Source organism: Azospirillum sp. TSH58, assembly GCF_003119115.1.
Classification (GTDB): domain Bacteria; phylum Pseudomonadota; class Alphaproteobacteria; order Azospirillales; family Azospirillaceae; genus Azospirillum.
In genome coordinates, this window is sequence record NZ_CP022367.1 from 661,968 (window position 1) to 679,566 (window position 17,599).

A 17,599-nucleotide genomic window follows, 5' to 3' on the forward strand; every position below is an offset into this window, starting at 1 on the left:
TCATGCCGGCCCCTGCGGCCGTTGCCCGTCTTTCGCCGCGAACACCTCCTTGGCCGCGAACAGCCCGTTGAGAGCGGCCGGGAAACCCGCATAGACCGCCATCTGGATGAGAATCTCGACGATCTCGTCGCGGGTCAGCCCGACGTTCAAGCCGGCCTCGATGTGCACCTTGAGCTGGGGTGCCGCGTTCCCCATCGCGGCAAGCGCCGCGATGGTGGCAACCTCGCGCGAGCGCAGATCGAGGCCGGGCCGCGAATAGATGTCGCCGAAGGGAAATTCGAACACATAGGTCGCGAAGTCCGGCGCGATGTCGGCAAGCGCCGCCACCACCTTGTGGCCGGCCTCGCCGTCGATGTCGGCAAGCGCCCGTTGCCCGCGCTCAAGCCGGCTTTCCTCGCCCCCGGATTCGATTTTGGACAAGTGCGTCATCGTCATTCTTCCTCTGTTCCGTTTCGACATAACCGTCGATCTTGGTATCGAGGACGAGAAGACAGGCGTTCAGGTCTTCGACCTGGGCACGCACGCGCTCGCGGTGCTGTTCCAGCAACGCCCGCCGTTCCGCTTCGGTGCCGGCGCCCGCCTCGCGCAGCGCCGCGTAGCGGAGCATGTCGCGGATCGGCATGCCGGTCGTCTTCAGACGGCCGAGAAACTCGATCCAGGTCAGGATCGAGGCGTCGTAATCGCGGTGGCGGGATTGGTTCCGGTCGGCGTAGGGCAGCAGCCCGATCCGCTCGTAATAGCGGATGGTGTGGGCCGTCAGTCCCGAACGTCTCGCGAGGTCTCCGATCTTCATGCGCGTCTGCTTCTCATCACGATGCACAGGACGCTACGAGTTCGAGCGCGCTCTAAGTCAAGAGAGATTCCGTCACCGGGACCGCCATCACCTCACAGGCCGAGATAGGCCTGCTTCACCGCCGGGTCGGCCAGCAGTTCCTCGCCCGTGCCGGCCAGAACGACGCGCCCGTTCTCCAGCACATAGGCGCGCTGTGCCAGCTTCAGCGAGGCGGCGACGTTCTGCTCCACCAGGATGATCGTCATGCCTTCCGCCGCCAGGGCGCGGATGGTGCGGAACAGCTCCTGCACCATGGTCGGGGACAGGCCGAGCGACGGCTCGTCGAACATGATCAGGTCGGGCTTGCCCATCAGGCAGCGCCCGATGGCCAGCATCTGCTGCTCGCCGCCCGACAGGGTGCCGGCGGCCTGCTCCAGCCGCTCCTTCAGGCGGGGGAAGAGGGTCAGCACGCGCTCGAACGTGTCCTTCGCCCCGGCGCGGGCGCGCGGGATGACGGCACCCATCTCCAGATTCTCGCGGATGCTGAGCGTCGGGAAGATCTGCCGCCCCTCCGCCACCTGACCGATCCCGAGGTCGCAGACGACGTGGCTCGGCAGGCCGGCGATGTCCTTGCCGCGGAAGCGGATGGTGCCGCGGGCCGGCTTCAGGATGCCGGAGATGGTCCGGATCAGCGAGGTCTTGCCCGCCCCGTTGGCGCCGACGATGGCCGTCGTCGTGCCCTCCGCCACCGCGATGGACACGCCGTCGAGCGCCTGGGCGTCGCCGTAGAAGAGGTCGAGGTCGGATACGGTCAGCATGCGGGGTCTTGCGTCGTGGCGGCCTTGGGAAGAAAGGCCGCCACCTTAACGCAGGCGCCGCCGGAACCGAACGGCTTTTACTTCAGGAAGAACAGGATGCTCATCACCAGCCCCACGGCGATGATGCCCGCGCGCAGGATGTGGGACGGGATCTTCCGCCCGACCCGCGCCCCGACATAGCCGCCGGCCACCGCCGCGATGGTCATCAGCGCGGCGTAGGACCATTCCACCGCGCCGCCGACCGCGTAGGTTGCCACCGCGATGGCCGTCAGCACGGTGGAGAACAGGTTCTTCAGCCCGTTCATGGCGTTCAGGTTGGTCATCCCGAACAGGCTCAGCTGCGCCAGCAGCAGGATGCCGAGCCCGCCGTTGAAATAGCCGCCATAGACCGACACCACGAACAGGGTGGCGAGCATCGCCCCCGTCCCGTGCAGCCCCACCGCCCGCAGCCGGGCCGCGAGCATGCCGCCGAAGGCGAACAGCGCGGTCGCGACCAGCAGCAGCCAGGGCACGATGCTGCGGAACACCGAATCCGGCGTGACCAGCAGCAGCGCCGCCCCGATCAGCCCGCCGGCCAGAGTGACCGCCGACAGCGTGACCAGCCCGACCCCGCCCACCGGCTCCAGGTCGTGGCGGTAGCCGTAGACGCCGCTGGCATAGCCGGGCAGCAGCGCCACCGTGCCGGTGGCGTTGGCCGTCACCGGCGGCACCCCGGCGTAGATCAGCGCGGGAAGGGTCAGGAAACTGCCGCCGCCGGCAACGGCGTTCATCGCCCCGGCCAGGAAGGCCGCGGCGAGCAGGAGCAGGGATGTCGTCACCATCGTTCGGGTCGTTGTCTTTTCTTGTTGTTTGTATATCCCCTCGCCCCTCCGGGGCTCAGAGCCGCCGGCCAAAGGCCGGTTGAACGCCGAAGGCGATCAAAGGCGGAGAGAGGGTGCGAGGCTTGCGAGCAACCGGGTTAGGGTGAGGGGGCGCCCGTAGGGCGTTTAAGCACTGCAATGAGGAAGCGTTGTCGGCCTGCGGCCGCCCCCTCATCCCATACTCTTCTCCCCAGAGGGGAGAAGGGCTCAACAACCTACCCCCTCGTCCGCAGCTCGCGCCGGATGATCTTGCCCGTGGTCGTCATCGGCAGGCTGTCCACGAACTCCACGGCGCGCGGGTATTCGTGGGCGGCGAGCCGCGTCTTCACATGGGTCTGGATCTCCGCGGCCAGTTCGTCGCTCGGGCGCACGCTGTCCTGGAGGACGATGAAGGCCTTCACGATCTCGGTGCGCAGGGGGTCCGGCACGCCGACCACGGCGGCCATGCGGACGGCGGGATGGCCGATCAGGCAATCCTCGATCTCGCCGGGGCCGATGCGGTAACCCGCCGACGTGATGACGTCGTCGTCCCGCCCGACGAAGCGGATGTAGCCGTCCTCGTCCAGCTCGCCCTGGTCGCCGGTGACCAGCCAGTCCCCGACGAACTTCGCGGCGGTGGCCTCCGGGTTGTTCCAGTATTGCAGGAACATCACCGGGTCCGGGCGGTGCACGGCGATCAGCCCCAGTTCGCCGGGGGCGAGGCGGTTGCCCTGCCCGTCGATCACCGCCACGTCGTGGCCGGGCGCCGGGCGGCCCATGACTCCGGGCTTCGGCGGCATGACCTTGGCGCAGGAGGACACGATCATGTTGCACTCGGTCTGGCCGTAGAACTCGTTGATGGTCAGCCCGAAGGTCTGGCGGCCCCAGTCCAGAAGCTCGGCCCCCAGCGTCTCGCCGCCGCTGGCGACGGAGCGCATGCTGTAATTCCAGCGCGTCTGCGGGTCCTTCACCGCGCGCATCATCTTCAGCGCGGTCGGCGGCAGGAAGGCGTTGCGCACCTGGAAGTCGGCGATCAGGCGGAAAGCCTCCTCCGCGTCGAACTTCTCGAAGCGGTGGGAGACGACGGTCACGCCATGGTGCCAGGCGGGCATCAGCACGTCGAGCAGGCCGCCGATCCACGCCCAGTCCGCCGGGGTCCAGATGCGGTCGGCCGGCTGCGGGAACAGGTCGTGGGAAATCTCCACCCCCGGCAGATGGCCGAGCAGCACCCGGTGCGCGTGCAGCGCGCCCTTGGGCTGGCCGGTGGTGCCGGAGGTGTAGATGATCACCGCCGGGTCGTCCGCCGCCGTGTCCACCGGCGTGAAATCCTCCGACGCGGCCTCGACCAACGCGTGCCAGTCCAGTTCGCCCTCCCCGGCCTCGTCGATGCGCAGGACGAGTTTCAGCTCGGGCAGGCGGTCGCGGATCTGGGCGATCTTGGCGGCGCCCACGGCGTCGGTCACCACCGCCCGCGCCCCGCAGTTGCCGAGGCGGTACTCCAGCGCCTCCACCCCGAACAGGGAAAAGAGGGGGACAGCGACGCCGCCCATCTTGTAGGTGGCGACGTGGCTGACCGCGGTTTCCGGCGCCTGGGGCAGCAGGATGCCCACCCGGTCGCCGCGCGCCACCCCATGGGCGGCCAGCGCGTTGGCGAGGCGGTTCGACAGGCGGCGGATGTCGGCGAAGCTGTAGGTCTCCACCGCGCCGTCGCGGCGCTTGTGGATCAGGGCGGTACGGTCCGGATCGCGCTCCGCCCACTTGTCGCAGACGTCCACGCCGATGTTGTAACGCTCCGGCACCGACCAGACGAAACGGTCGCGCAGGCCCTCGTAGCTGTCCGCTTCCGGCAGCATGCTTTTCCTCCCGACAGGTTCTTGCCGGCCGCTTGGACGCGGCCATTTGGTTTCATCATAGGGGCAACGGCGGCGTTCCGTCACGCGGACGGAATAGTTTGCGGGGCTGCCATGTTCATGGACAGAGGGATCATGAACACAGGTTCCGTTCCGTGGGGTTCGACATGAAGGCCAAGGGGATCGTTGCGGTTGTGTTGTCCGTGGGCCTGCTGGCCGGCTGCGCCAGCCCCTATGGCTATGGGTATGGCGGCGGGTATGGTGGTGGCGGGTACGGGGCCAACTATGGCGGCGGCTACGCCCCCGGCTATGGCAACAAGGCGACGGCGGGGACGCTGCTCGGCGGCGTGGCCGGCGGCCTTGCCGGGTCGCGCTTCGGCGGCGGCACGGGCAAGCTGGTGGCGGTCGGCGTCGGCACGCTGCTCGGTGCGGCGCTCGGCAACGCCGCCGGGCAGTCGATGGACCGCGCCGACATGATGTACGCGCAGCAGGCGGCGGGACAGGCCTACATGGCGCCGACCGGCGCCACCGTGCAGTGGAACAACCCGCAGACCGGCAACTGGGGAAGCTACACCCCGACCCGCGACGGCACCGGCCCCTATGGCGAGCCGTGCCGGGAGTTCCAGACCAGCATCGTGGTCGGCGGGCAGCTCCAGCAGGGCTACGGCACCGCCTGCCGACAGCCGGACGGAAGCTGGCGCATGGTGGGCTGAGGCCGGCCGGTCAGCCGGCCCCTTCAACCCTGCGGAGAAATGCTCTAGACAGTCGGGCATGGCGACGATCAAGGACGTGCTGGCCGCGGCGCTGGCCCACCATCAGGCCGGACGGCTGGCGCAAGCCGCCGCCGGCTATCAGGCCGTCCTCGACACTCTGCCCGACCATCCCGACGCGCTGCACCTGCTGGGCGTCGTCTATCTCCAGGCCGGGCATCCGGCGGAGGCCGAGCCGCGCATCCGCGCCGCCATCCGCGCCGACGCGACCGTGGCCGACTATCTCGACAATCTCGGCAGCGCGCTGCGCGCCCTGGACCGGGCGGCGGAGGCGGCGGAGGCCCATCGCGCGGCGATCCGCCTGCGCCCGGCCTTCGCGCAGGCCCATTACAACCTCGGCAACGCGCTGGACCGGCTGGGCCGGCTGGAGGAGGCGGCGGACGCCTACCGGCAGGCCGCCGCGCTGCGCCCCGGCTACGCGCGGGCGCGCTTCAACCTCGGCAACACGCTGACGGCGCTCGGCCGACTGGCCGAGGCGGACGACGCCTTCCGCGCCGCCCTGGCCGATGATCCCGGATTCGGGGAGGCCCACGCCAACCGCGCCTCGCTGATGTTGCAACGCGGACGGGCGGCGGAGGCGGAGCGGGCCTTGCACCGCGCGCTGGCGCTGCGCCCCGACCATGCCACGGCGCTCGCCAACCTGTCGGCCGCCCGGCTGGCCCTCGACGCCCCCGCCGAAGCCGAGCGGGCGGCCCGGCGCGCCGAATCCGTGCGCCCGGACTTCGCCGAGGCGGCGCTGCGCCGGGGCGACGCGCTGCAAAGGCGCAACCGTCTCGCCGAGGCCGCCCGCGCCTACGCCCGGGCCGCCGCCCTCTGTCCCGATCTGGCCGAGGCCTACGCGAACCTCGCGCTGGTGCGCCAGACCCAGGGCGACCTGGACGGGGCGGAGGCCGGCTACCGCCGCGCGCTGGCGCTGCGCCCCGATCTGGCCGAGGTGCGCTCCAACCTCGCATATCTGGAGCTGTTCCGGCCCGGCGTGACGCTGGCCCGCGTGCTGGAGGCGCACCGCGGCTGGGACGCCGTGCACGGCGCGCCGTTGCGGTCCGAATGGACGCCGCGCGCCCCGGCGGTGAGGGACGGTGCCCGTCCGTTGCGCGTCGGCATCCTGTCGGGCGACTTCCGCCGCCATCCGGCGGGCCAGTTCGCGGTGCGGGCGGTCGAGGCGCTGCCGGATTTCGGCGTCGAGCTGACCCTCTATGCCAACCAGATGGAGGCGGACGACCTCACCGGCCGCTTCCGCGCGGCGGCGGCGCGCTGGGTGCCGGTCGCCGACCGGACCGACGCTGAACTTGCAACATTGATCCGCAACGACCGGCTGGACGTGCTGATCGACCTCGCCGGGCACAACGCCCGCGGGCGGTTGGGCGTCTTCGCGCGCAAGCCGGCGCCGGTCCAGGTGGCGTGGTCGGGCTACATGGCGACCACCGGGCTCGCCGCCATGGACGCGCTGGTCGCCGACGCCCACCATGTGCCGGAGGGGGCGGAGCGCTTCTACAGCGAGCGCATCCTGCGCATGCCCGGCGCCTTCATTGCCTACGATCCGCCGCCGGACGCGCCGGAGCCCGGCCCGCCGCCCTGCCTGACCGGCCAGCCCGTCACCTTCGGCGCCTTCAACATCCTGACCAAGCTGACGGACGAGGTTCTCGCCACCTGGGCCGCCCTGCTCGCCCGCGTGCCCGAGTCGCGCCTGTTGATGAAGACCAAGGCGCTGTCCTGCCCCGAAACCGCCGCCCATTGGCAAGGACGGCTGGCCGCGGCGGGCATCGCGCCGGAGCGGCTGATCCTGGCCGGGGCGACCGCCAGCCGCGAGCATATGGGCTGGTGCGCCCGCGTGGACGTGGCGCTGGATCCCTTCCCCTTCGCCGGCAGCACGACGACGCTGGAGACGCTGTGGATGGGGGTGCCGGTCATCACCCTGCACGGCGACACCTTCTCCAGCCGCCATTCGCTGGCTTTCCTGAGCGTGGCGGGGGTCGAGGACTGCGTCGCCCGCGACCCGGCGGACTATGTGGACCTTGCCGCCGGCTGGGCGGCCGACCCGGACCGGCTGGCGGCGCTGCGCCGGACCCTGCGCCCGCGCATGGCGAACGGACCGCTGTGCGACGGGCGGATGTTGGCCGAAGCGCTGGCGACGTCTCTGCGCGACCTGACGACGGTCACCTAGCCTTTCCGGATAGGACGGCACCAATCGCTAAATTTGGGGTTGTTTGTCCGCCGGTTTTTCGTCACACCTTGTATATCAGATTCATTTAGGGTCGCCACGCCCAGGGAGGTCCTGGATGCTGAACCTTTCGGCTGTCCGCACCGCCATCGAGGATGTGGAGCAGGCCATCGCCGCGATGCTGGCGCCGGAAACGCTGGCCGCCAAGACGGTGGCCGCCAACCGGCGGGCGCTGGCGCGGCTCTACACCGCCTATGCCCAGGGCATTCTCAAACGGCACGGCATCGCCGTGGATCTGGACGATGTCTGCGGTCAATGCTGCCGCGACTGCCCGGATGGACACTGCGCCCGGCTTCCCTGCTGAGTCACTTTTCCCCGATGAAGCGGACCCAGGGGAAATCCAGAACGTCGAAGCAGCGCACCCGCAGCTCCCGCCGCAGCGCGTCGCACACCGCGAAGGGCGCGGCCTGATCCAGCATCCAGAATCCGCGCCCCTCGCGCAGGAAGGCCCCGATGTAGGCCGCGGTCAGCGCCAGGAAGGCACGGCCCCGCAGGGTCGGCTGGAACGCCGCGAAGCAGACCGTGATCTCCCGCGTCGGGCCGCGCCAGCGGGCGTCGCGCAGCAACCCGACGTCGCTCCCCTCCAGCAGCGCCACCAGCCCTTCCAGCCCCCCGGCCGTCCCCTCGGCCGCCCCCTCGGTCAGCGTGCAATCGGCGTCCAGATGCAGCAGGGGCCGCCCCCAGCGCGTCATCAGCTGGTGCCAGCGCAGGAAGCGGATGCAGGCGTAGTAGGTGGTGCGCCGATGGTCGTCCCAACCCGTGAAGTCCACTGCCTCCCGGCTCCAGCCCAGCGGCAGGCGGTCCCGCCGCCGGGCGAGGTCGGCCAGCGTCTCCGGCGAGGGGTTCACCACATGGACATGGACCGCCACGCCGTCCGCCTGCGCCTCCACCGAATCGAGCAGGCTCATGGCGAAGCGCCGGTAATAGCCGTCGTCGCAGGACACCGCCAGAACCGGCCCGCTCCCGGCCGGCGGTTCGGCCAGCAGCTCCAGCGACGGGAAGGCGTCCAGCAGGGCGTCGGCGTCGGGCAGCCCGTCCAGCGCCCGGCGGCCGGCCCGCACCATCGACCACAGGCGCAGCTCGAAGTCCGCCGCCACCTCCGCCGCCGTGAATCTCCGGGCGACGCGCCGCATGAAGCGGCTGGCGAGATCCGTCCGCCCCCGCCGGTAGCAGCGGTAGGCGACCACCGCCGCCGCCCGCGTGTCGCGCGGGGTCCGGCGCAGCACCGCCAGGGCGGTGCGGGCGGCGCGGTCCAGCAGCCATTCCGGCGCCTGCCCGGCCTGGACGAGCGAAAGCGCCGCCCCGATCAGCGCGTCCGCCGCCGCCCCGTGCCGCGGATCGGCGGCCAGGGCGTGGCCCAGGGCGCGGACCGCGCGCTCCACCAAATCCGGGTCGAGACGCCGGGCGTGCGACAGCGGGCGGTCCAGACCGGCGGCGGCGAGCGCGCTCACCGCGGCGTTGTGGAGAGCGTCGGGATGGGCGGGCGCCAGGGCCACCGCCTGCCGGCGCAGCCGCGCCGCCTCCTCCGTCCGGCCCAGCGCGGCCAGGGCGTTGGCGCGGTTGATGCGCGCCTCCGCGAAGTCGGGCCGCCGGGCCAGCGCCTGGGCGAAGGCGGCGGCGGCGCCCGCCGCGTCCCCGCGCTCCAGCCGCAGCGTGCCCAGCGTGAAGGCGGCCTGGACATCCGCCGGGTCGAGCGCCGCCGTGCGGGCGAAGGCGCGCTCCGCCGCGTCGGCCTGCCCCGCCGCGCGCAGGGTACGCGCCAGATTGCCGAGGAAATCGGCGTCGCCGGGCAGCAGCGCCACGGCGCGGCGCAGCAGCGGCAGGGCCGCTTGCAGGCGCCCGCTCTGGCTTTCCAGGACGCCCAGCAGATGAAGCGCGTCGGGATGGCCCGGCTGGCCGCGCAGGATGCTATGATAGAGGGGCCGGGCCGCGTCCAGCCGGCCCGCCTGATGGTGGCCGACCGCGGCGGCCAGGGCATCCCGAAGTGTCACCATGCCGCCTGTCTACACGCGCCGCCGGGCCGGAGTCCATGCGGTGCCGCGGTCGGGGCGCCGCAAGTTGTCAATCGCCGTTGCGAAGGAGAGACCATGGCCGACCGGCCGCTCGTCAGCGTCATCACGCCAAGCTGGGGACGGGAGGACGTCCTGCCGCTGTGCCACGCCCGCGTGCGGTCGCAGACCGTGCCCGACATCGAGTGGCTGGTGTTCGACGACAGCCCGCGCCCGTCCGCCTATCTCCAGCCGCTCGCCGGGCCGCGGCTGAAGTATTTCTATTCGCCGCGCCGCTACGCCATCGGGGAGAAGCGCAACATCCTGGCCGAGCACGCGCGCGGCGAGGTCATCGTCCATTTCGACGACGATGATTTCTACGCCCCCCACTATGTGGAGCGGCTGCTCGGCTGGCTGGAGGCGGGCCACGACGCGGTGACCCTGTCCGGCTGGTTCCTGCACAGCGCGGTTCACGGGACCTTCGGCTATTGGGACACGGCGCGCGGCGGCTCCCACCATCGCTGGGGCCGGACGACGCGGTCCTACGTCGAGGCGCCGGACACGCCGCCGTCCGACGACAATCGGCTGGGCTACGGCTTTTCCTACGCCTACCGGCGGTCGGTGTGGGAGGCGGTGCGCTTCCCGCCGGTCAACGCCTGCGAGGACGCGCCCTTCATGAAGGCGGCGCGGGAGCGTTTCCGGGTCGCCGCCCTTCCGGACGCCGAGGGGCTGTGCCTGCACACCCTGCACGCCCGCAGCACCAGCCTGTGCCTGCCGCAGTACGAGCTGCCGCCCCTGCTGCTGGAGCGCCTGTTCGGACCGGAGATCGCGGCTTACACCGGGGGCGGGCCGGGTCAGACCTGAATCCGGGTCAGACCTGAACCCGGGTCAGACCTGAACCCGGGTCAGACCTGAACGTCGAGATACATGCCGCGGCGGTAATTGCGCGGCAGCGTCAGGATGCCGTTCACCAGCAGGCTGGCCAGTTCGCGGACGCTGGGGATGCGCTGGCGTCCGCCGCCGACCTGCTCCGCCCGGTTGCGGACGCCGACCGCGCCGGGCGACGCGACTCGCCCGCCCCCGACCTCGGAGCGGATCGGTTCGTTGGAGCGGTCACCGGTGCGTCGCGTTTCAACCATGCTGAATGTCTACAGCAAACGCCGCCCCATCGACAAGGTGGCGCCGGAACGGTCCAATCATTGTCGCGCGGAAGTGCCGATATCCCCTCTCCCCTCCGGCGAGAGGGTTATTAAGAGCCGGATAAGACCAACCCGATTCCCAACCGTCCCGTCGCTTGACAAACTGTTGTATCACCGGTAACCGATACGTCTCTAAACCTTACGGTTTGGATGGGAATAGGTGGTTCGGGGCGTGGGAGGGAAGACCACAAAAACAAGCGCCCCGGCCCACCTTCTCCCCCATCCGGAATGAACCCCTACCGCAACCACGCGGTCAGCGCCGTCAGCGCGCTCAGCACCAGCACATACAGCGCCAGATCGAACAGCGGCGGGTGCCAGACCCAGCCGTAGAACCCCGCCGCGCGCAGGCCGCGGCGCAACAGGCCCGACACGAACCAGGCCGCGATCGCCAGGATCAGCAGCGGGGGGATGAACAGCCCGTAGATGTCGATTTCGCCGATCATGCGGTCACCGGTTCGCGGAGCGATTCGCTGGAGGGGTCGGGGGCGGCGAAGGTCAGGTGCGGGAACAGCGCGCGGCGCAGCCCGGCCAGCGCGATCACCGCCCGGTCGCGCTCCGCCGAGCGCGGCTCGGCCGACAGATTGGACAGGGCGGCGTCCATCATCGGCAGGACCTCCGCCGGGGGCGTGCCGAGACGGCGGCTGGACAGGCCGCGGAAATGCTGCCCGACGGCACCCAGCAGCCGCGCCACATGGGGCGCCGCCGGTCCGCCCAGCGCGCGGCGGGCGCGCTGAAGCTCCGCGACGTTCAGCCCGACCCGCAGGTCGTTCACCGCGTCCGCCGCGGCCAGATCCTGCTGCGGACCGGCCAGCGCCAGACGCGAGGACAGCAGACCCACCCGGTCGAGCATCCGGTTCTCGAAGCTGCCCACCGGAATGCCGGAGCGGGCGGCGGTCATCGCCGCGATCTCCCGCCAGCCGGCGCGGAGCAGCCGCCGGGCGCTCCAGGCCGCGCCGACCGAGCGGCAGAGCTGGGTGACCAGCAGCGCCGTGGCGATGCCCACCACCTGCGCGACGTTGCTGTTGAGGAAGGAGGCGAAATCCCCCGTCCCGAGGTCGAGCAGGCTGAGCGAGCCGACCACGCCCATCAGCAGGGCCATCGCCTTGCCCATGGTCGCCGGCCGCGCCACGAAGACGCCCAGCGTCAGGAAGGTCGGGGCGAGGCCCAGCACCAGCATGGGGAAGCTGTCGAAGGACGGCAGCACGACCAGCAGATAGAAGGCGGCCAACGGCACCGACAGCAGGGTGAAGACCAGGAACAGCCGGATGCCCGGCGCGGGATCGTCCAGCGAGGCGAAGAAGCAGCAGAAGACCGCCGTCATCATCGCCGCCGCCGATCCCGACGACCAGCCCGTGCCGATCCAGAAGGCGCAGACCACCGCGATCCCGAGCAGCGCCGCGAAACCCGACCACAGCGCCATGCCGGCGTCCAGATGGAAGACGTCGCGCGAGCGGCGGCGGGTCAGCGGGTCCAGACGCTCCGGCAGGCTGCCCTTGCCGTCGCGGATGTGCGCCCGCAGGTCGCGGCAGTCCTGGTGGATGTCCACCAGAGACCGCAGCCGGGTCAGCAGGTTGAGAAGCGTCGCCTCCTTCCAGCCGGTGCCCTCGCCGATGGCCGGGGACAGCCGGGCGATCTCCGCGCGCAGGCGGTCGGCGCCGCCTTCCTCATCATCGCCGCCCGCTGATTCGCCGGCGACCCAGCGGTCCAGATCGGCCAGCAACGCCGAGACCTCGGCGGGCAACTGGCCGCGCAGGGCGTCCAGTCGGTCCTCGATCCCCGCGGTCAGCGGCAGCAGATAGGCCATGCGGTCCTGCATCGCCCGCACCGCCCGCGTCATCCAGCGCACATCCGACGTGTCGTAGGGCAGATGGGTCGCCATCACGCGCAGCTCGGTGATATCACGGGCCAGCTTCTGGCGCTCCTGCGCGTTGGCCGCGCCCTCCGGCGCCGTCCCGCGCGACAGGGCTTCGCGCGTCCAGCGCTCCGCGTCGCGCAGCGTGGCGTCGAGGCGGCTCAGCAAGGCCGGACCGACGCTCTGTGGGAAGACCACGCTGTGCACCACGGTGGCGCAGAGGATGCCGATCAGGATCTCCTCGACGCGGGCCAGGCCGGTGTCGAAGATGGTCGACGGGTCGGTCACCGCGGGAAAGCCGATCAGCCCGATGGTGTAGCCGGCCAGCATGAACAGGTAGCTGCGCGGCGTGCGGTCGAGCAGCGAGATGAACAGGCAGACCGCCACCCACAGCCCCAGCGCCAGGGTGAGCAGCTCCGGCGAATCGGCCAGCGCCGGCACCAGGGCGATGGCCCCGGCGCAGCCCAGCGCCGTCCCGGCGACGCGGAAGACCGCCTTCGACCTCACCGCGCCCGACAGCGGGCCGGAGACGATGTAGGCCGTCGCCATCGCCCAGAAGGGCCGCGGCAACCCCATGGAGAAGGCGATGTAGAGCGCCGCCATGGCCGCCGCGAAGGCCTTGACGGAGAACAGCGCCTCGTTCAGCGAGAACAGTTTGAAAGCGGGAGTCTTCACTGCCCGGCCACCCGCTTCGCGGGCGCTCCCTGCTCGCTCTCCCGCACCACCTCGACCGTCACGGTGCGCCCGGCGACGAGGTCGCGGGGGTCGGGCACCTGCTCCAGCGCGACGCGCACGGGGATGCGCTGGGCCAGACGGACCCAATTGAAGGTCGGGTTGACGTTGGGCAGCAGGCCGGTTCCTTCGGTGCGGTCGCGGTCCACGATGGCGTGGGTCACGCTGTCCACCCGTCCGGTCAGCCGCTCCGGCTCGCCCATGATGGTGACGCGGACCGGGTCGCCGACGCGGATGCGCGGCAGCTTGGTCTCTTCGAAATAGCCGACGACGTAGAAGGAATGCCGGTCGATCACCGCGACCACCGGCTGGCCCGCCGTCACGTAGTTGCCCGCCTTGAGCTGGAGGTTGGTGACGAAGCCGTCCACCGTCGCCCGCACCTCCGTCCGCTCCAGGTTGAAGCGGGCGAGGTCGAGCGCCGCCTCCATCTGACGGGCGGCGGCGGCGGCCTTCGCCTGGGCGGAGGCGACCTCCTGCCGCTGGGCGGTGGAGACGACGTTGTTGCCGAGCTGCGCGTAGCGGTCGGCCTCGGCCTTGCGGAAGGACAGCTCGGCGCGGGCGCTTTCCAGATTGGCCTCGGCCTGCTCGACGGCCAGCCGGTAGCGGCTGGGGTCCACGACGAACAGCACGTCGCCCTTGCGGACCGCTTGGTTGTCGAAGACCCGCACCTCCGTCACCAGACCGGCGACGTCGGAGGACACCTGCACCACGTCGGCCCGCACCCGCCCGTCGCGGGTCCAGGGCTCGTTCATGTAGTAATCCCACAGCCACCAGCCGCCGCCGACGGCGCCCAGCGTGACGGCGAGCGTGACCGTGATCCGAATGAGGAGGGAGAAGAGTTTCACCGTGGTTCGTCCTTGCGCTCCGGCGGCGCGGCCGGGAGCGATCGTTCCGTATCCCGCCGCTGCGGGACGCGCTGCTGTGTAGAACCCCCGTCAGCCCTTCATGGCTCGGGCGTTCGACTCAATCGCCGCCATGACCCGCACCGCGCCCGCGATCTCCGGGCCGGAGGCGCCCTGGAGCAGGCGGCGGCGCACGTCGTTCAGCGCGGCGTTCACGCGGGCCAGCAGGTCGCGGCCCTCGTCCGTCAGGTGCAGCGTCTTGGCCCGCCGGTCGTCCGGGGCCTCCCGGCGTTCGACCAGCTTCGCCGCCTCCAGGCTGTCGAGCAGCCGGACCAGCGACGGCCCCTCCACCCCCATCTCCTCGGCCAGCTCGCGCTGGCGCATCCCGTCGCCGAGTTCGTTCAGAAGCATCAGCGGCGAGATGACGGAGGAGGAAAAGCCGCTCTCCGCCAGCACCTTGTTCGCTTCGCGCCGCCACAGATGGGCGGCGCGGAACAGGTGGATGCCGAAGTTGGACGGGAAGTCCGGAGCAGGCGTGGACGGGTCGTTCGATTGCATGCCTATTTAATAGCTTTGCTATCTATTTTCGGCAAGATGCACCACCCCGCCGCCCGGTCATTGCAGGCATGCGCGCATCCGCGGCGTCATGAAGTCCAGGAAGGCGCGCACCCGGTGGGGCGCCCGTTCCCGCCCGGTGTAGACGGCGTGGATCTCCTCGCGGTCCACCAGCACGTCGTCCAGAACGCTGACCAGCCGCCCGGCGGCGAGGTCGGGGCGGATGTGGTATTCGGCCAGCCGCGCCAGCCCGAGGCCGAGCAGGGCCATGTGGCGCACCGTCTCGCCGTTGTTGGCGACGATGCGCGTGTCGATCTCGCGGTCGACCAGCCGCCCGCCGGACTTCAGCGGCCAGACCGCGGCGGCGCGGCGGAAGTTGAAGCCCAGGCAGTCGTGGCGCTCCAGATCGGCGGCGCTGTCCGGCCGGCCCTTGCGCTCCAGATAGTCCGGCGACGCCACGATGCGCCGCCGCACGTCGCCCAGCCGCACCGCCAGCAGCGCCGAGTCGGACAGCCGCCCGGCGCGGAAGGCCACGTCGGTCCGGGCGGCGTAGAGGTCCACCACCTCGTCGGTCAGGGTCAGGTCCAGCCGGATGCCCGGATAGTCCCGCGTGAAGTCGGGCAGCAGCGGCAGCAGGCAATGCCGCCCGAAGGGCACCGACACGCTGACGCGGATCAGGCCGGTGGGCGAGCGGGCGCCCCCCGCCACCTCCGCCTCCATGGCGTCGAGGTCGCCCAGCAGGCTCTCGGCCCGCTCCCGGTACAGTTCCCCCTCCGCGGTCAGGCGCAGCCGGCGGGTGGAGCGTTCGACCAGCCGCACGCCGAGCCGCTCCTCCAGCCGGGTCACCAGCTTGGCGGTGGAGGATGGGGTCATGCCGACCTCCCGCCCGGCGGCGCTGAAGCTGCCCAGCGCCGCGACGCGCAGGAAGACCCTCATGTCCCAGGCCCGGCTGTCGCTCATCGGATGTGCCCTTTCGGCGATCTTGTCATTCAATGACACGATCATGCGAAAACGGACGGCATTCCGCATCCCGGCCTTTTGGCTCATCTGATGTGTCCTGCACAGCTCGCATGGATGGAGCCTTCAGTCATGCCACTCGCACTGCTGGCGCTGGCGATCAGCGCCTACGCCATCGGGACGACGGAGTTCGTCATCGTCGGCCTGCTGCCGACCGTCGCCACCGACCTGAACGTCAACCTGCCGATGGCCGGCATGGTGGTCAGCGTCTACGCGCTGGGCGTCACCGTCGGCGCCCCGGTCCTGACCGCGCTCACCGGCCGTCTGCGGCGCAAGCCGCTGCTGCTCGGCCTGATGGGCCTCTTCATCGCCGGCAACCTGCTGGCCGGGGTCAGCCCCAATTACGAGACGCTGCTGGCCGCCCGCGTGCTCAGCGCCTTCGCGCACGGCGTCTTCTTCTCGGTCGGCGCGACCATCGCCGCCGACCTCGTGCCGGAGGACAAGCGGGCCTCGGCCATCGCCATGATGTTCTCCGGCCTGACCATCGCCATCGTCACCGGCGTGCCGATGGGCACCTGGATCGGGCAGCATTTCGGCTGGCGCGCCACCTTCCTGGCGGTCTCCGCGCTGGGCGTGATCGGCGCGCTGGGTGTGGCCGCGCTCGTCCCGGCGAAGCTCAGCCAGCCGCCCGCCGCCGGGTTGGCCACGCAGGTCCGCGTGCTGGCCAAGCCGCGCCTGCTGCTGGCCTTCGCCATCACGGCGCTGGGCTATGGCGGGACCTTCGTCGCCTTCACCTATCTGGCGCCCATCCTGGAGACGATCACCGGCTTCTCCAGCGGCACGGTCAGCCTCGTCCTGGTGCTCTACGGCGCGGCCATCGCGGTCGGCAACATGGTGGGCGGCAAGCTCGCCAACCGCAACCCGGTCCGCGCGCTGGCGTGGCTGTTCGCCCTTCAGGCCGCGGTGCTGATCGTCTTCACCTTCACCGCCTCCAGCCCGGTTCCGGCGCTGGTCACGCTGGCGGGCATGGGTGCCCTGGCCTTCGCCAACGTGCCGGGGCTCCAGCTCTACGTCGTGCAGCTGGCGCAGCGCCACGCGCCGGGAGCGGTGGACGTCGCTTCGGCCCTGAACATCGCCGCCTTCAACCTGGGCATCGCCGCCGGCGCCTTCTTCGGCGGCCGGGTGGTGGACAGCGCCCTCGGCCTCGCGGCAACACCCTGGGTGGGTGGGCTGTTCGTGCTGGGTGGGCTGGCGCTGACCCTGCTCAGCGGCGCCCTCGACCGCAAGGACGGGCGCCGCGGCGCCACCGTCGCCCAGCCGGCCTGATACATTGATAAGAAATCCACGTTCGAGAGGATCGAGACCAATGCACACCGTGACCGCCAACGGCGCCGCCATCCCCGCCCTCGGCTTCGGCACCTTCCGCATGAGCGGCCCCGACGTTCTGCGCATGGTGCCGGAGGTCCTGAAGATCGGCTTCCGCCACATCGACACCGCGCAAATCTACGGCAACGAGGGCGAGGTCGGCGAGGCCATCAAGGCGTCGGGCCTGCCGCGCGGCGACGTCTTCCTGACCACCAAGGTCTGGGTCAGCAACTACAAGGCCGACGACTTCCGCCGCTCGGTGGACGAGAGCCTGGCAAAGCTGCGGACCGATTACGTGGACCTGCTGCTGCTCCACTGGCCGAACGAGGCCGTTCCGCTCGCCGAGCAGATCGCGGCGCTGAACGCCGTCCAGGCCGCCGGCAAGACCCGCCACATCGGCGTCAGCAACTTCAACCGCAAGCTGCTGGACGAGTCCGTGCGCCTCAGCACGGCGCCCATCGTGACCAACCAGATCGAATACCACCCCTATCTCGACCAGTCGGCGATGCTGGAGGCGGCCCGCCGCCACGGCCAGTCGGTCACCGCCTATTACGCGATGGCCGACGGCAAGGTCTTCAAGGATCCGGTGCTGACCGACATCGCGACACGGACGGGCAAGAGCGTGGCCCAGGTGGTCCTGCGCTGGCTGGTGCAGCAGGAGGGGGTGATCGCCCTGTCGAAGACGGTCGGCGAGAAGCGCGCCGCCGAGAACCTCGCCATCTTCGACTTCGAGCTGTCGGAGGCGGACATGGCGGCCATCCATGGCCTCGCCCGACCCGACGGGCGGATCGTCAGCCCGGACGGTCTGGCGCCCGCCTGGGACTGACGTCCAACCCAGC

The 17,599-nt window shown here is 70.9% G+C and carries 18 protein-coding genes; 6 read left to right on the forward strand and 12 right to left on the reverse strand.

All coding sequences use genetic code 11. The annotated features are described in order from the left end of the window. The 5 genes from TSH58p_RS24620 to TSH58p_RS24640 all read right to left on the reverse strand — a co-directional run bounded on the left by TSH58p_RS24620 (position 1) and on the right by TSH58p_RS24640 (position 4,282). A complete protein-coding gene (locus TSH58p_RS24620) occupies positions 1–435 on the reverse strand; it encodes a carboxymuconolactone decarboxylase family protein (protein WP_199230233.1) in 435 nt (144 codons plus the stop codon). Then, positions 380–793, reverse strand: coding sequence for a MerR family transcriptional regulator (locus TSH58p_RS24625; RefSeq protein WP_109072352.1), 414 nt, complete (start codon positions 791–793; stop codon positions 380–382). Before TSH58p_RS24625 ends, TSH58p_RS24620 begins: the two co-directional genes overlap by 56 nt. A gap of 92 nt (positions 794–885) precedes the next feature. After that, the gene (locus TSH58p_RS24630; protein ID WP_035678402.1) at positions 886–1,590 is read right to left on the reverse strand and encodes an ABC transporter ATP-binding protein; all 705 of its coding nucleotides are present in this window, start codon (positions 1,588–1,590) and stop codon (positions 886–888) included. Positions 1,591–1,667: 77 nt separating this feature from the next. Next, positions 1,668–2,411, reverse strand: a complete 744-nt coding sequence (locus TSH58p_RS24635; protein ID WP_109072353.1) for a sulfite exporter TauE/SafE family protein — start codon at positions 2,409–2,411, stop codon at positions 1,668–1,670. Positions 2,412–2,665: 254 nt separating this feature from the next. Next, positions 2,666–4,282, reverse strand: a complete 1,617-nt coding sequence (locus TSH58p_RS24640; protein WP_109072354.1) for an acyl-CoA synthetase — start codon at positions 4,280–4,282, stop codon at positions 2,666–2,668. Positions 4,283–4,446: 164 nt separating this feature from the next. On the opposite strand from TSH58p_RS24640, the gene TSH58p_RS24645 reads away from it, so the two are divergent. The 3 genes from TSH58p_RS24645 to TSH58p_RS24655 all read left to right on the forward strand — a co-directional run bounded on the left by TSH58p_RS24645 (position 4,447) and on the right by TSH58p_RS24655 (position 7,574). Further along, positions 4,447–4,992, forward strand: coding sequence for an RT0821/Lpp0805 family surface protein (locus TSH58p_RS24645; RefSeq protein WP_247895562.1), 546 nt, complete (start codon positions 4,447–4,449; stop codon positions 4,990–4,992). 58 nt (positions 4,993–5,050) lie between these two features. Beyond that, entirely contained in the window at positions 5,051–7,213 is a 2,163-nt protein-coding gene (locus tag TSH58p_RS24650) for a tetratricopeptide repeat protein (RefSeq protein WP_109072356.1), read from the forward strand. A gap of 115 nt (positions 7,214–7,328) precedes the next feature. Then, positions 7,329–7,574 carry a hypothetical protein gene (locus TSH58p_RS24655; protein WP_109072357.1) on the forward strand — a complete coding sequence of 82 codons (246 nt, stop codon included), beginning with the start codon at positions 7,329–7,331 and terminating at the stop codon, positions 7,572–7,574. 1 nt (position 7,575) lies between these two features. On the opposite strand, the gene TSH58p_RS24660 is transcribed toward TSH58p_RS24655, so the two are convergent. Next, positions 7,576–9,264: a tetratricopeptide repeat protein gene (locus TSH58p_RS24660; RefSeq protein WP_109072358.1), complete on the reverse strand. Its 1,689-nt coding sequence runs from the start codon at positions 9,262–9,264 to the stop codon at positions 7,576–7,578. Between the two features lie 93 nt (positions 9,265–9,357). Here TSH58p_RS24660 and TSH58p_RS24665 point away from each other — a divergent pair, with 93 nt between their 5' ends. After that, complete coding sequence (locus TSH58p_RS24665) at positions 9,358–10,122, forward strand: glycosyltransferase family 2 protein (protein ID WP_109072359.1); 765 nt, start codon at positions 9,358–9,360, stop codon at positions 10,120–10,122. A gap of 41 nt (positions 10,123–10,163) precedes the next feature. Here the strand turns inward: TSH58p_RS24665 and TSH58p_RS24670 are convergent, their stop codons facing one another. The 6 genes from TSH58p_RS24670 to TSH58p_RS24695 all read right to left on the reverse strand — a co-directional run bounded on the left by TSH58p_RS24670 (position 10,164) and on the right by TSH58p_RS24695 (position 15,398). Beyond that, positions 10,164–10,397 (reverse strand): hypothetical protein, encoded by a 234-nt coding sequence (locus TSH58p_RS24670; protein WP_035678364.1) that lies wholly within the window; start codon positions 10,395–10,397, stop codon positions 10,164–10,166. Positions 10,398–10,693: 296 nt separating this feature from the next. Next, positions 10,694–10,900, reverse strand: coding sequence for a DUF1656 domain-containing protein (locus TSH58p_RS24675; protein WP_035678363.1), 207 nt, complete (start codon positions 10,898–10,900; stop codon positions 10,694–10,696). Continuing rightward, positions 10,897–12,984, reverse strand: coding sequence for an FUSC family protein (locus TSH58p_RS24680; protein WP_109072360.1), 2,088 nt, complete (start codon positions 12,982–12,984; stop codon positions 10,897–10,899). Before TSH58p_RS24680 ends, TSH58p_RS24675 begins: the two co-directional genes overlap by 4 nt. Further along, a complete protein-coding gene (locus TSH58p_RS24685) occupies positions 12,981–13,886 on the reverse strand; it encodes an HlyD family secretion protein (RefSeq protein ID WP_109072361.1) in 906 nt (301 codons plus the stop codon). Before TSH58p_RS24685 ends, TSH58p_RS24680 begins: the two co-directional genes overlap by 4 nt. A 90-nt stretch (positions 13,887–13,976) precedes the next feature. After that, the gene (locus tag TSH58p_RS24690; RefSeq protein ID WP_109072362.1) at positions 13,977–14,441 is read right to left on the reverse strand and encodes a MarR family winged helix-turn-helix transcriptional regulator; all 465 of its coding nucleotides are present in this window, start codon (positions 14,439–14,441) and stop codon (positions 13,977–13,979) included. 57 nt (positions 14,442–14,498) lie between these two features. Further along, entirely contained in the window at positions 14,499–15,398 is a 900-nt protein-coding gene (locus TSH58p_RS24695; protein ID WP_109072363.1) for a LysR family transcriptional regulator, read from the reverse strand. 129 nt (positions 15,399–15,527) lie between these two features. Here TSH58p_RS24695 and TSH58p_RS24700 point away from each other — a divergent pair, with 129 nt between their 5' ends. Both TSH58p_RS24700 and TSH58p_RS24705 read left to right on the forward strand, forming a co-directional pair. Next, entirely contained in the window at positions 15,528–16,721 is a 1,194-nt protein-coding gene (locus tag TSH58p_RS24700) for an MFS transporter (protein ID WP_109072364.1), read from the forward strand. A 40-nt stretch (positions 16,722–16,761) separates the two neighbouring features. After that, the gene (locus TSH58p_RS24705) at positions 16,762–17,586 is read left to right on the forward strand and encodes an aldo/keto reductase (RefSeq protein ID WP_109072365.1); all 825 of its coding nucleotides are present in this window, start codon (positions 16,762–16,764) and stop codon (positions 17,584–17,586) included. The last annotated feature ends 13 nt before the right edge of the window (positions 17,587–17,599 follow it).